Below are 13196 nucleotides of genomic sequence, written 5' to 3'. Positions count from 1 at the left end.
GTGGGGACGCGTACGGCCTGGAAGGTAGTTATCTCATGTATCTCGGCAAATTTCGGCGATATGGCCGTCCGTCGATGAGATCGGGATTCACCCTAAGCCCGAGATCGTTGACAAACTTAACTTAGTTATCTAAGTTTATGCAAAGCGGCATGCGTGCGTGCCGAAACACAGGTGAGAGGATGAACAAGAACGAGCAGAAGATTCCACGCGACCCGCAGCCGGGCACGCTCAAGCACTGGCGCGAGGCGTTGCCGGAAGAGCGCATGGCGCATCTCGTGAAGGACGCGGCGCGTGGCTTTTCACGTTCCTTACAGGCTCGTCTCAAAGAGCATTCGGTGCTCTACGGTCACTGGACGTTTCTGCGCATCCTCTGGCAGACGGACGGTCTCACGCAACGCCAATTGAGCGAGCAGGCGGGCGTCGCTGAGCCAACCACGTTTTCCGCATTGAAGACGATGGAAACCCTCGGCTATCTCACGCGCCAGAAGTTGCCCGATAACCGCAAGCAGGTTCGTGTCTTTCTTACACCGAAGGGCGTTGCGCTGCGCAGCGTGCTCGTGCCCTACGCGATCGATGTCAACCGCATCGCGCTCGCGGGCATCGCGCCGGAAGACATCGCAGCGACCCGCCGAACCCTGCTCGCGATGATCGAGAACCTGGCCGCCGACGAAGTCGCGGCTCCGAAGAACGGCCGCGATTCGGCCAACGGCGATTCGAGCGAGAACTCACTGTGACGAACACGAGCGGCGCGGCGAAGCGCGTGCGCATCGGCATCGTCGGCTTCGGCACGGCAGGCCGCGCGTTCGTGCCCGCCATCGTGAGGCATGCGGGCTTCGTGTTCGCGGGCTTCGCCGATCCGTCCGAGACGGTGCGCAAGCGAGGCGAGCGGGAATTCGGCGTCACCGCTTACGAGAGCATCGACGCGCTCATCGAACACGGCGCGCTCGATGCGATTTATGTCGCGTCGCCCACGACGTTGCATCGCGCGCATGTCGAGCAGGCGGCGCGCGCGGGCAAGCACGTGCTCGTCGAAAAGCCGATGGCCGCGAATCTCGACGATGCTCGCGCAATGGTCGCCGCCGCCGATACAGCGGGCATCGTGCTGCTCGCCGGGCACTCGCACAGCTACGATCAGCCGATTCACGCGATGCGCGAACTCATCGCCTCGGGCGAGCTTGGCCGCGTGCGCATGGTGCATACGTGGTGCTTCACGGACTGGATCTATCGCCCGCGCCGGCCCGATGAACTCGACGCGTCGCAAGGCGGCGGCGTGACCTTGCGGCAGGGCTCGCATCAGTTCGACATCATCCGTCTGCTCGCTGGCGGCGCCGCGCGCAGCGTGCGCGCGAAGACCTTCGACTGGGACCCGGAGCGCCGCGCGATCGGTGCGCACACGGTGTTCATCGAATTCGCCGACGGCGCAGCGGCCACCGCGATCTACAACGGCTATGGACGTTTCGCGAGCGCGGAGTTGTGCTTCGACATCGGCGAATGGGGTTTTCCGGCGCAATCACGCGCGATCGCAAGACCCGCGAATATCGAGGACGAATTGCGCGCCAAGGCGGAACGCGCGCGCAACGCGATTCCCGCGAGCGCGCCGAATCAACCGTTCTTCGGACTCACGCTCGTGAGCTGCGAACGCGGCGAGATGCGCCAGTCGCCCAAGGGCTTGTTCGTTTATACGAGCGACGGAAAACGCGAGATCGAATTGCCCGCCGATGTTTCTCCGCGCGAACTCGTCATGCGCGAGTTTTACGATGCGATCAGCGGACGCAAGCGCGCCATCCACGATGGTCGCTGGGGACTCGCGAATCTCGAAGTGTGCGCGGCGGCCATTGCGTCGTCAGAGCGCGGCGAGGAAGTATTTCTGGAGCATCAGGTCGCGCTCGCCTGATCGCGTGATGATCTGATCCAACTGTGAGGCGGCGAACAAGGCCGCGCGAGAATCATGAATACGATTAGCATGCCTGAACGAATGAAATCCATCGACGGAACGCTCACGCTCACCGTCATGGACAAGCGCGAAATCGCGGAGGATATCTTTCTGTTCGAGTTGCGCGCCGAACACGGCGGCACGCTACCGCGTTTCACTGCAGGCGCGCACTTGCTGGTGCAGACGCCTGCCGGCATCGCGCGACGCTATTCGCTTTGCAACGATCCCGCCGAACGCGATCGTTACGTGATCGCCGTGAAGCGCGACGCGGCGGGCGGCGGCGGCTCGCAGAGCATGGCGCAGGACGTTCAAGTCAGCGCCACGCTCGATGTGTCGTCGCCGTTCAACTACTTTCCGCTATCGCACGATGCGTCGCGCTATTTGCTGATCGCAGGCGGCATCGGCATCACGCCGATGCGCGCGATGATGGCCGAGCTATCGGCGCGCGGCGCGCATTTCGATGTGATTTACTGCACGCGCTCACCCGAATCGACTGCATTTCTCGACGAACTGCTGGCCGGCGAGTTCGCTTCCCATGTGCGCGTGCATCACGACTTCGGCGACCGCGCGCAGTCGCTGGCGATTGCGCCGCTCGTCGCCGAACGTCATGGCGACACGCAGATCTACTGCTGCGGCCCGCGTCCACTCATGCAAGCCGTGCGCGACGCCGCTTCGCACTGGCCATCCTCCGCCCTGCATTTCGAGGACTTCGGCACGAGCGCGCATGACCACGTCGCAGGCGATAAGGCATTCACCGTGCGGCTCGCGCGTACTGGCGGCTGCGTGAACGTCGCGCCCGGCGAATCGATCCTCGACGCACTGCGCGCGAATGGCATCGACACGCCGAGTTCATGCGAAGCCGGCACATGCGGCTCGTGCAGAACGCGTCTGTTGTCAGGCGAGGCCGATCATCGCGACTTCGTGCTCGATGATGACGAGCAGGCGTCGGATATCATGATCTGTGTATCGCGCGCGCGTTCGGATGCACTGGTGCTCGACCTCTGATTGCTTCGTCGAAACGACCATGAGACGCGATTCCATTTTCACTCATCGCACGCTTTGGGGGTATTAGCACCATGTCGTGAGCTTCGTCGTTACTCTTGGATCAATGAGACGAACGATAAAGGTGACGTCATGGCGTCCCAGACCGAACTCAAGCGCTTCACCTCCAATCTCGCCGACGAACTCGACAGCGCGGCCCTCTACGACACACTCGCTCAGCTCGAAACACAGGACAAAAGACGGCGAGTCTACGCGGAACTGGCCACGGCCGAACGCCGCCACGCCGACTTCTGGGCTGCGAAACTGAGAGCCAACGGCGTGTCCGTGCGAAAGCATCATGTCGGGGCAAAAACGCGGATGATACGCACGCTCGCCCGAGCGTTCGGCCCGGATTTCGTGCTGCGCTCCGTTGCCGCCAGCGAGATGGCCGATCGCGACAAATACGCGGAACAACCCGATGCTGCGCAGATGTCGGCCGAAGAGCGTCATCACGCGGACATCGTGCAGGACGTGGTGAATCGCAACGAAGGCCTGAGCAAAGGCGGTGCGATCGCGGCGGCCGAATCGTGGCATCGCGGCGTGGCGTCGGGCAACGACTTGCGCGCCGCCGTGCTCGGCGCGAACGATGGTCTCGTCTCGAACTTCTGTCTGATCATGGGTGTCGCGGGCGCGGGCAGCGAGACCGGCACGATCCTTCTGACGGCCTTCGCAGGACTCATTGCGGGCGCCGTGTCGATGGCGCTCGGCGAGTGGCTTTCCGTCACCAACGCGCGTGAACTTGCACGCGCGCAGATCGCGAGGGAACGCGACGAACTGAAATATATGCCCGATTCAGAGCGTCACGAACTCGCGCTCATCTATCAGGCGAAAGGTATCGATGCAGTGGAAGCGCGACGCGTCGCCGCCGAGATCATGCGTGACGAGGACAAGGCGCTCGATACGCTGACACGCGAAGAACTCGGCCTCGATCCTCACGAACTGGGCGGCAACCCGTGGTCTGCCGCGCTCGCATCGTTCACGCTGTTCGCAGTGGGCGCGATCGTTCCAGCGATGCCGTTTCTATGGGCGAGCGGAACGCGCGGCATCGCGCAGTGCGTCGTGTTGAGCGGCCTGGGGCTGGCGGGCATCGGTATGTTCACGTCGCTCTTCAATGGCCGCGGCGCGCTGTTTTCTTCCGTTCGCCAAGTGCTGACCGGGATGATTGCGGCGGGCTGCACATACGGCATCGGCAGCCTGTTGGGCGTATCGCTTTCCTGAGCGATGCGCAGCGCTTCCGAACGCGCTGCGCATCGCGTTCGGGCCGTCAGATCCTGAACGACTCGAAGGTCTCCGGCGCGAAGATCTCTTCCGGTTCGAGCAGGCGCTTCGACAATCCCTGCTCGTATGAATAACGCAGGAACGTGCGCAGGTTTTCGCGATTTCTGTCGAGACCATAGGGCCAGAAATCGTCGCCCATTTCCTTGCGTGTCTCTTCGACATGCGCGTTCAGCCACGGCAACATCGACTTCAGCGCGGCGGTCTCGTTGAGGTCCGCATACGTGCGACGTTGCGATTCGATCAGTGCCTTATAGAGCGATTGCGCGGCCCAGCGATTCGCTTCGTAGACCTCACGCTTCAGCACGACCGTGTGCATGATCGGGAACATCTTCGTGTCGCGGAAGTACTGACGTTCCACATCGATATAGTTCTCGAAGAGACGCTTCACGCGCCCCTTGCCGTTCACATACGACGACGGCATGCGCGCGGTATAGAGCGCATCGATTTCGCCATCGAGCAGCATCTGCGACAAGGTCTTGTCCGGCCCGATCTGTTCGACGCGAATGTTCGAAGGCAGATCGAGCTTCAGCTTCTCCGGACGATTCGGTTCTTCTTCGCCGCCGGTGTAATACGTGACGCTATCGACGGGCACGCCATAGTGATCCGAAAGAATGCCGCGAATCCACACGGGCGCGGTCATCTGATACTCCGGATTGCCGATGCGCTTGCCGATCAGATCCTGCGGCTTCTCGATGCCCGAATCGGCATTGACATAGATGCACGAATGACGGAAGAAGCGCGACGGAAACACCGGAATCGCGATGAACGGACGCGGCTCGCGAAAGCACGACATCGTGTACGACGACAGCGACATCTCCGACGCATCGAATTCGTGATGACGCAGCATGCGGAAGAACGTTTCTTCCACCGGCATGTTCAGGTAGTTGAGATCGATGCCGTCGGGCTGCACGCTGCCGTCCATCAAAGCGCGCGTGCGGTCGTAATTCCAGCATCCGAAAGTGAGTCTCAGCTTGGACAAGGTCTGCTCCTGGCAGCGTGTTGGGATTCAATAGAACTGGTCGAAATGCACCTGCTCGAACGGCACTTTCAATGCGACGAGCGCGCGCTGGATCGCCGCGCCCATCGCGGGCGGTCCGGCGAAGTAGATCTCCATGTCGCGCAGGTTCTCGCCGAAGAGCGTTTCCGCCACCGTGTGCACGAAACCGACGTGGCCATCCCACACGATTTCGCTATCGGGCGCGACATCGGACACGGCGGCCTGGAAATGCAGGCGATCAGCCCATCCCGGCAACGCTTCGAGCATGTCGCGGCCGCACACGTCACGCGGCGTGCGCCCGCCGTAGAGGAAATGCAGCTTGATGTCGTCGAGCGCGGGATCGGCCGCGACACCGCGCGCGATCGAGATCATCGGCGCGAGACCCGAACCGCCCGCGATGCAGAGAATGTCGCGCTTCACATCGCGACGCAGATAAGCCATGCCATAAGGCCCGTCGATATCGACGCGCGCGCCGATATCGAGCGCATCGAACAGCACGCCCGTGCCCTGTCCGTTCGGCACGCGACGAACCTGGAAATGCAGTTCGCGCGGCTCGTCGGCGCCATCGGCGATATTGCTCATCGAATACGCTCGCTGACCGGTGACGCCGGGCAGCGTCAGCAACGCATACTGGCCTGGCTCGAACGGCATGTCGCCGGACAGCGTGAAGCGGAATTCCTCGATGTCGTGCGTGATCGAGCGGCGCTCCGTGAGCGTGCCGCTCACGTGGCGCGGCACATGTTTCGGCGCGTAGTGCGCGGAGGGACGCAGCTTGATCGTGCAATCGCCGCGCGGCGCGCTCTGGCAGCCGAGATAGCGCCTGCGCTCGCGATCCTTCGCGGTCCAGCCCGGCGCGTCGGGCCACACGACATCCACGTCCCCTTCGATCAATTCGAACTTGCAGTTGCCGCATGCGCCGACATTGCATTCGTACGGAAACGCGACACCCGCACGCAGGGCCGAGCGCAGCATCACATCGCCGGCCTCGCATTCGTATGTTTGATCAGATGCTGTGAGCGTGATGCGATGTGCGTGGCCGTCCGAATGCATGAATCCACCTTGTTTCAAGAGTTATTTCATAGCGGCCTGTGGAATCCGAGGGTTGCGGAAATGCCTTCGGCCGCCGTAAGCAAATGCGGCACCGCTGCGCGCAGCGCCTTTTTCGTGAGCCGTTGCGCCGGTCCGCCGACACCGACCGCCGCCACCACGTTGCCCGAGATATCGCGCACGGGGGCCGCGATGCCGCGCATGCCGACTTCCGACTCTTCGTCGTCGATCGAATAGCCGTCGCGGCGCGCCGCGTCCAGCGTCTTCAGAAACACCTGCGTGTCGGTGTTGGTCCGCGGCGTGCGCGCAACGAGCCCTTCTTTCAACACACGCGATACGACGTCCGGCGTGCGCGCGGCGAGCAGCACATGACCTTCGGCGGTGCAGAACGCCGGCTTGCGCACGCCGATATACGAACGCATGCGGATCGCCTGATCGCTCTCGAGATTGAACAGGTACACGATGCTCGTATCGTCCAGCACCGCGAGATGCACGGTTTCGTCGGTGTGCTCGCGCAAAACGTGCAGAAACGGCACCGCCTGCTTCGCGACATCGAAGCGCCGCCGCACGAGCGCGCCCAGCGTGAACAACTGAATGCCCAGGCGATAGCGCCCGTTGTCCGCGTTCTGCTCCAGCATGCCCTCGGACAGCAATGCGCTCGCGAGCCGGTGCGCCGTGCTCTTCGCGATGCCCATGCGTTTCGCGAGCACGCTGATGCCCAACTCCGGCTCGTGTTCCGAGAACACCTTCAACAACTGGAGCGCCGCGGTCACGGACGACAGACGCTGCGGCCCTTCCTCTTTCTCCTGCGCCTTGTCTGCCTCGTTCTGCCCTGCTTCTGATTTCATCGAAATATACTCCACGAAATACGTAAATGGAATAGCGTTCCGTATAAAGGAACACTCCGAATAACGACTGCATTCGTTCGACCGTTCGCATCGCGATATAAAAAGCAACGGATCGTGCGATACGGATGCGGAATAACCCTGACTGCCTTTCGTTCCGCTTGACTTAGGGACCTAAACAAAGCGAAACTCGATTCGTCCCATTTTAACAGACCATCGTTCTGTATAGAGGAACGAAATAGCAGTCCCCGAATCTCTTCGACGGCGCCGCCAGCAGAAGTAACCGAACATTCGTAAAAAGAAAAAGCTCCAGAAATACGCAAGCCGCTCATACGGTTAGGCATCCGTATCAATGCGCAATCGACATCAAAAAATTCCGCAACAAGGCATCCCGGTTCACACGAAACCGGCATCACTATGAAACAAGGGACGGAGACCCCATGAAAAAGTCAGCGTTGTTTCTCGCACTTCCCATGCTAGCCGGCGCCAGCGTGGCGCACGCGCAAAGTTCGGTTACCTTGTACGGCCTGCTCGACGCCGGTCTGGTCTATATCAACAACCAGTCGGGCCATTCGAACATCGAGACCGTGACGGGACAGACCAACGGCAGCCGCTGGGGCTTGCGCGGTTCCGAGGATCTCGGCGGCGGCATGAAGGCGATTTTCACGCTCGAAAACGGCTTCGATACATCCAACGGAAAGCTGCTGCAAGGCGGCCGCGAGTTCGGCCGGCAAGCGTTCGTCGGTTTGTCCAGCCCTTACGGCACGATCACGCTCGGCCGCCAGTACGATCCGATGACCGAATGGATCGGCGAGATCGCGGCGACGTCGCTGTGGGCCTGGGTCGGCACGCACCCGGGCGACTTCGACAACCTGAATTCGAACTTCCGCGTCAACAACGCGGTGAAGTACATGTCGCCGAACATGTATGGCCTGCGCCTGTCGGGCATCTTCGCGCCGGGCGGCGTCGCGGGCAACTTCGGATCGAACCGCATCTACACGCTCGCAGCGTCGTATGTGAACGGCCCGATCACGGCCGCGATCGCTTACGACAACGTGAACAATCCGTCGGTCTCGGCATATGACGGCACCGTGAATCCCGGTCAGCCCGGTTATACGTCGCCAGGCAAGAGCCCCGTGTATAGCGGCTACGCATCGGCGAATTCCGTCGAGATCTTCGGGGCGGGCATCTCTTACAGCTTCGGCGCGGGCAAAGTCGGCTTCGTGTATACCAACACGCGCTTCAACGACATCCTGCGCACGCCGACCACGCCGAACACCGGCAAGGCCACCTTCAACAGCTACGAAATCAACGCGCGCTGGTTCGTAATTCCGACGCTTCAGCTCGCCGCTTCCTTCGACTATACGAAAGCCGAGTCGGCGAAATATGAGCAAGTGGACGTCGGTCCCGACTATTTCATCTCCAAACGCACCGACCTGAATCTCGTCGGCGTCTGGCAGCACGCATCGGGTATCGATTCGACGGGCAAGGCCGCCGTCGCGGCGATCGGCTCGCTCGGCCAGTCGACGACACCGAACCAGGTGGCGGTCAAGCTCTCGCTGCGTCATCGCTTCTGAACGGGTTTGCATTGACAGCGTGATTTCGTCGATGCTAATGTTGTTCCACACAACGACACGTTGTTCCGTATAAAGGAACGATAGAAGGAGATAGGCAGTGAAAGGAGTCAGGATATGGGGCGCGGCGCTTCTCGCATGCGTCGTGTCGGGATCGGGGGCCGCGCTTGCCGCCGATCTGACGACAGTACGCGTCGGCATCGCCAACGCGAGCAGCGACGTGGCGTTCTTCATCGCCGAGAAGAAAGGTTACTTCCGCCAGGAAGGCCTCGACGCGAAGTTCATTCCGTTCGACTCCGGCGCGAAGATGGTCGCGCCGCTCGGCGCGGGCCAGCTCGATGTCGCGGGCGGCTCGCCTTCCGCGGGGCTTTACAACGCGGTGGTGCGCGGCATCGGCATCAGGATCGTCGCCGATAAAGGGTCCACGCCGCCGGGATACGGTTATCAGCCGCTGCTCGTGCGCGCCGATCTCGTCGCGAATGGCCGCTACAAGTCGCTCGCTGATCTGAAGGGCATGAAGGTTGCCGGCAGCGCGACGGGCAGCGCGTCCACCTCGACGATGAACGAAGCGCTCAAGAAAGCCGGCCTCAAGACGAGCGACGTCGAGCGCATCTATCTATCCTTTCCGCAACACGTGATGGCGCTGCAGAACAAGGCCGTCGACGCCGCGCTGACGACCGAGCCCTCGGCCACCGAAGCCGTCAGGCGCGGCGCCGCCGTGCGCGTGATCGGCGACGATCAAATCTATCCGAATCATCAGCTCGCGGTCGTGCTCTATTCGACCGTCTTCATCAAGGATCATCCGCAAGCGGCGAAGGCTTTCATGCGCGCGTATATCCGCGCGGTCCGCGACTATAACAACGCACTATTGAACGGCAAGATCGCGGGATCGAATGCAGCGGAAGTGATCTCGATTCTCAACGAATACACGCCAATCAAGGACCCCAACACCTATCGCACGATCGTGCCGCAGGGCACGAATCCGGACGGCAAGCTCAACGTCGCGAGTCTGGAGAACGATCTCGCGTTCTTCAAGAGCGAAGGCGTCGTGAAGGGCAACGTGACGGTCGCGCAAGTGCTCGACACCTCGTTTGCGGAGAACGCCGTGAAAGAACTCGGCCCGTACAAACCGCTCAAGTAAGGAACCGGCATGTCGATCCCCTCTCTCTCCGATGACGCGCCGGTCAAGATCCGTCTGCGCAATCTGACCAAGACGTTCCAATCGGGCGGTGGCACGGTGACCGCGCTCGACAACATATCGCTCGATATTCCGACGGGCTGCTTCTTCATGATCGTCGGTCCCAGCGGCTGCGGCAAGTCCACGCTGCTGCGCATGCTCGCGAATCTCGACGAACCGACGAGCGGCACCGTGGAAATCAGCGCGCCCGCCGAGAATCGCCCGAGCAATTCGATGGTGTTTCAGGGCGATTCCCTGTTTCCGTGGATGACCGTATGGGACAACGCCGCCTACGGTCTCACGCTGCGCGGCGTGCCCAGGGCGCAGATCCGCGAAGTGGTCGGGCATTACCTGAGCCGCACCGGTCTCACGCGTTTCGCGAAGGCTTATCCGCATCAACTGTCGGGCGGCATGCGTCAGCGCGTGTCGATCGCGCGCGCGTTCGCGAACGATCCCGACATCCTGCTGATGGACGAGCCCTTCTCCGCGCTCGACGAACAGAACAAGGTGCTGTTGCAGGAAGAACTGCTGCGCATCTGGGAAGAGACGCGCAAGACCGTGCTCTTCATCACGCACAGCGTCGATGAAGCGGTGACGCTCGGCGATCGCGTGATGATCATGACGGCGCAGCCGGGCACGGCGAAACAGATCGTCGATGTGCCGTTCGAGCGTCCGCGCTCGGTGCTCGAACTGCGTTCGCGGCCCGAGTACGGCGAGTTCGTTTATTCCATCTGGGGGCAATTGCGCGACGAAGTTCAGCGCGCCCGTTCACGCGACCTTGGCGAGATTCACGCATGAAAACAGCGCAAAAACTGACCGCACCGGCGATGCAATACACGTCATCTTCTTCCCGTCTCAAGCGCTGGTTCTCGGGCAACAACCGCGACCGCATGATCAGCATCGCATCGCCGGTCGTACTTTTGATCGTCTGGCAGATTCTCGCGGAAACCGGCGTGATCGACGAGCGCTTCTTTCCCGCGCCATCGAAAGTGTTCGGCACCTTCATCGCGCTCGTCAACGACGGCTCGTTGTGGGACAACACCTGGGCGACGTTGCAACGTCTCTTCTGGGGCACGCTCGCGGGCGGCATTCCGGCGCTGATCCTCGGCGTCGCGATCGGTCTGTCGCGGCCGCTTCGCGCCGTGTTCGACCCGCTCATCGCAGCCACCTATCCGGTGCCGAAGAGCGCGATCTTTCCGCTGCTGCTGCTGATCTGCGGACTCGGCGAAGCATCGAAGATCGTGATGGTCGCGATCGGCGTGTTCTTCCCCGTGCTCATCAATACCGCTACGGGCGTGCTCGAAATCAACAAGATCTATCTCGACGTGGGCCGCAACTTCCGCGCAAGCCGCTGGCAAGTGTTTCGCACCATCGCACTGCCAGGCGCCGTGCCACACATCATGAGCGGCATCAAGCTCGGCATCGGGCTCGGTCTGATGCTGATCGCGATAGCGGAAATGATTGGATCGAAGAGCGGCCTCGGCTACATGATCTGGAATGCGTGGGAGCTGCTGTCCGTCGAACAGATGTACGTCGGCTTGCTCGTGATCGCCGCGCTCGGCTATGTCATCTCGGTCGTGCTGACCGAGCTGGAGCGCAAGCTGATTCCGTGGAAGTCCTCGCGTTGAACGCGCCTCATCATTACGTCACGTCATGAATTCGACCGCAACGATTCTAACGCAGAACCATACCGGCCAGAAGCGCATGCTGGCCGATGCGATCCTCATGCTGGAACGCGCCGAAGTCATCGACTTCAATGGACACGCAAGCTGGCGCGTGCCCGGTCAGGAGCGCATGCTGATCAACTCGGGCGCGTCAGTGCGCAGCGCGCTCAGCGCGGCGGATATCGTCATCATCGATTTCGACGGCAACCTGATCGAAGGCGATGCCGCCCCGCCGATGGAGTTTCATATCCACTCGGAGATCTATCGCAGGCGGCCCGATGTGGGCGCGGTGATTCACGCGCATCCTTTGTGGTCGACGCTCTTCAGCATGACAGGCAAGCCGGTGCAGCCCGTCATCATGCAGGCGGCCGTGCTCGGCGAGATTCAACGCTTCCCGAAGACCGCATCGATCAATCGCAAGGAACTCGGCGAAGAACTGGCCGAAGCGCTCGGGCCGCATCGCGTCGCCATGCTGAAGTCGCATGGTTCGGTGATCGCGGCGGCCAGTATTCTCGAAGCGTTCGTGCTCGCGTTCTATCTGGAAGAGAACGCGCATCGACAATATCTTGCGAGTCAGCTCGGTGAACCGGCCGTTCTCGATCAGGCACAGATCGATGTGATCCGGCGCAATCTGTGGAAGCCGAATCTGCTGCAGAAGGTCTGGGACTATCACGCGGGAAAACTCGGCACACGCGACTAGCTTTTGTCTTGTATGCATCGCGAACGCATTCCGGTCTATGTCGTGACCGGTTTTCTTGGCAGCGGAAAATCCACGCTGCTCGCGCGCTGGCTGAAGGAAGCGCCGTTCACGAACGCCGCGCTCATCGTCAATGAAATTGGCGAGGTCGGCATCGATCACGCGACGCTCGGGTTCTCCGGCGATGCGTCGATGCTGCTCGCCGAGGCCTGCGTCTGTTGCAGCGGCCTGCCTGCGCTGAACGAAGCGCTGGAACAGCTGTTCTGGGCGCGGCTCTATCGCAGCGTCGCGCGCTTCGAAACGGTGGTCATCGAAACGACCGGACTCGCCGATCCAGGACCGCTCGTCGCATCGCTCAGTCTCAATGCGTTCGTGAAGGAGCGCTATCGCATCGCGGGCACGTTCACGACCATCGCCGCGCCGAATGCGCCCGATACGCTCGCACACTTCGCCGAAGCGCGCGCGCAGCTCAGCGGCGCGGACGTGGTGATCGTCACGAAGACCGATCTCGTCGACGCGCAGACGCTCGTTGCAGTGGAGGCGCAGTTGTCCGTCGAGCGCATCGGGCATTCGGCGAACGCCAGTTTCGGCTTGCAGGATGCGCTCGCGCTGCTCGCACGACCTGCGCATCGCATCGAGCACGCCCTCACGCGTCCCTTCTCTCGCCCGCGTTCGCACGATGCGATCACGCACTTCATCGCCATCGACGAAGCAGCCGATATCGAAGCACTGAACACGCACGTTCAATCGCTCATCGATCGATATGGCGAGTCCTTGCTCAGATTGAAGGGCCTGGTGCGGCTAAAGGAACGCGCGTCCGTGGCAGTGGTGCAGTTCGCGCGCGGCGATGCACGCGCGCACATCACGGAAGGCCCGGCGAGCGCGATCAAAAGCGGTCTGACCTTGATCGTCAGACCGGGCGCATCGCGCTAGGCACGTGCGC

Annotated in this window: 13 protein-coding genes; 10 read left to right on the top strand and 3 right to left on the bottom strand. The window is 61.7% G+C overall.

What is annotated here, in order from left to right; genetic code table 11:
• Positions 1-179 precede the first annotated feature (179 nt).
• The 4 genes from AWB80_RS04260 to AWB80_RS04245 all read left to right on the top strand — a co-directional run bounded on the left by AWB80_RS04260 (position 180) and on the right by AWB80_RS04245 (position 4192).
• The gene (locus AWB80_RS04260) at positions 180-734 is read left to right on the top strand and encodes a MarR family winged helix-turn-helix transcriptional regulator (RefSeq protein ID WP_061173370.1); all 555 of its coding nucleotides are present in this window, start codon (positions 180-182) and stop codon (positions 732-734) included.
• Positions 731-1894, top strand: a complete 1164-nt coding sequence (locus AWB80_RS04255; protein ID WP_061173369.1) for a Gfo/Idh/MocA family protein — start codon at positions 731-733, stop codon at positions 1892-1894. The genes AWB80_RS04260 and AWB80_RS04255 overlap by 4 nt, the downstream gene beginning before the upstream one ends.
• An 81-nt stretch (positions 1895-1975) precedes the next feature.
• Positions 1976-2938 (top strand): PDR/VanB family oxidoreductase, encoded by a 963-nt coding sequence (locus tag AWB80_RS04250; protein WP_061173368.1) that lies wholly within the window; start codon positions 1976-1978, stop codon positions 2936-2938.
• A 129-nt stretch (positions 2939-3067) separates the two neighbouring features.
• The gene (locus tag AWB80_RS04245) at positions 3068-4192 is read left to right on the top strand and encodes a VIT1/CCC1 transporter family protein (protein ID WP_061173367.1); all 1125 of its coding nucleotides are present in this window, start codon (positions 3068-3070) and stop codon (positions 4190-4192) included.
• Positions 4193-4238: 46 nt separating this feature from the next.
• Here AWB80_RS04245 and AWB80_RS04240 read toward each other — a convergent pair whose 3' ends face one another.
• The 3 genes from AWB80_RS04240 to AWB80_RS04230 are packed head-to-tail and all read right to left on the bottom strand — an operon-like array spanning position 4239 to position 7144.
• On the bottom strand, positions 4239-5231 hold the full coding sequence (locus AWB80_RS04240; RefSeq protein WP_061173366.1) for a hypothetical protein: 993 nt from the start codon (positions 5229-5231) through the stop codon (positions 4239-4241).
• Positions 5232-5258: 27 nt separating this feature from the next.
• Complete coding sequence (locus AWB80_RS04235) at positions 5259-6299, bottom strand: 2Fe-2S iron-sulfur cluster-binding protein (protein ID WP_061173550.1); 1041 nt, start codon at positions 6297-6299, stop codon at positions 5259-5261.
• A gap of 26 nt (positions 6300-6325) precedes the next feature.
• Positions 6326-7144, bottom strand: coding sequence for an IclR family transcriptional regulator (locus AWB80_RS04230; protein ID WP_061173365.1), 819 nt, complete (start codon positions 7142-7144; stop codon positions 6326-6328).
• A 437-nt stretch (positions 7145-7581) separates the two neighbouring features.
• Between AWB80_RS04230 and AWB80_RS04225 the strand changes: the two genes are divergently transcribed.
• From AWB80_RS04225 to AWB80_RS04200, 6 genes are all read left to right on the top strand, one after another.
• Positions 7582-8718 (top strand): porin, encoded by a 1137-nt coding sequence (locus tag AWB80_RS04225; protein WP_061173364.1) that lies wholly within the window; start codon positions 7582-7584, stop codon positions 8716-8718.
• A gap of 97 nt (positions 8719-8815) precedes the next feature.
• Positions 8816-9856 carry an ABC transporter substrate-binding protein gene (locus AWB80_RS04220; protein WP_061173363.1) on the top strand — a complete coding sequence of 347 codons (1041 nt, stop codon included), beginning with the start codon at positions 8816-8818 and terminating at the stop codon, positions 9854-9856.
• Positions 9857-9865: 9 nt separating this feature from the next.
• Positions 9866-10690 carry an ABC transporter ATP-binding protein gene (locus AWB80_RS04215; RefSeq protein ID WP_061173362.1) on the top strand — a complete coding sequence of 275 codons (825 nt, stop codon included), beginning with the start codon at positions 9866-9868 and terminating at the stop codon, positions 10688-10690.
• Complete coding sequence (locus tag AWB80_RS04210; RefSeq protein ID WP_208635599.1) at positions 10687-11520, top strand: ABC transporter permease; 834 nt, start codon at positions 10687-10689, stop codon at positions 11518-11520. The genes AWB80_RS04215 and AWB80_RS04210 overlap by 4 nt, the downstream gene beginning before the upstream one ends.
• 25 nt (positions 11521-11545) lie before the next feature.
• Entirely contained in the window at positions 11546-12256 is a 711-nt protein-coding gene (locus AWB80_RS04205) for a class II aldolase/adducin family protein (RefSeq protein ID WP_061173361.1), read from the top strand.
• Between the two features lie 12 nt (positions 12257-12268).
• The gene (locus tag AWB80_RS04200) at positions 12269-13186 is read left to right on the top strand and encodes a CobW family GTP-binding protein (RefSeq protein ID WP_061173360.1); all 918 of its coding nucleotides are present in this window, start codon (positions 12269-12271) and stop codon (positions 13184-13186) included.
• The last annotated feature ends 10 nt before the right edge of the window (positions 13187-13196 follow it).

The organism is Caballeronia pedi, assembly GCF_001544915.2.
Lineage (GTDB): Bacteria > Pseudomonadota > Gammaproteobacteria > Burkholderiales > Burkholderiaceae > Caballeronia > Caballeronia pedi.
Note: the sequence above shows the minus strand (reverse complement) of the source record. Positions and strands in the feature narration are given on the sequence as shown.

Excerpts from the sequence above, each read along its gene's own strand:
- AWB80_RS04260 (WP_061173370.1), top strand. The coding sequence starts at position 180 with ATGAACAAGAACGAGCAGAAGATTCCACGCGACCCGCAGCCGGGCACG.
- AWB80_RS04250 (WP_061173368.1), top strand. The coding sequence starts at position 1,976 with ATGAAATCCATCGACGGAACGCTCACGCTCACCGTCATGGACAAGCGC.
- AWB80_RS04245 (WP_061173367.1), top strand. The coding sequence starts at position 3,068 with ATGGCGTCCCAGACCGAACTCAAGCGCTTCACCTCCAATCTCGCCGAC.
- AWB80_RS04235 (WP_061173550.1), bottom strand. The coding sequence starts at position 6,299 with ATGCATTCGGACGGCCACGCACATCGCATCACGCTCACAGCATCTGAT.
- AWB80_RS04230 (WP_061173365.1), bottom strand. The coding sequence starts at position 7,144 with ATGAAATCAGAAGCAGGGCAGAACGAGGCAGACAAGGCGCAGGAGAAA.
- AWB80_RS04225 (WP_061173364.1), top strand. The coding sequence starts at position 7,582 with ATGAAAAAGTCAGCGTTGTTTCTCGCACTTCCCATGCTAGCCGGCGCC.
- AWB80_RS04215 (WP_061173362.1), top strand. The coding sequence starts at position 9,866 with ATGTCGATCCCCTCTCTCTCCGATGACGCGCCGGTCAAGATCCGTCTG.
- AWB80_RS04210 (WP_208635599.1), top strand. The coding sequence starts at position 10,687 with ATGAAAACAGCGCAAAAACTGACCGCACCGGCGATGCAATACACGTCA.
- AWB80_RS04205 (WP_061173361.1), top strand. The coding sequence starts at position 11,546 with ATGAATTCGACCGCAACGATTCTAACGCAGAACCATACCGGCCAGAAG.
- AWB80_RS04200 (WP_061173360.1), top strand. The coding sequence starts at position 12,269 with ATGCATCGCGAACGCATTCCGGTCTATGTCGTGACCGGTTTTCTTGGC.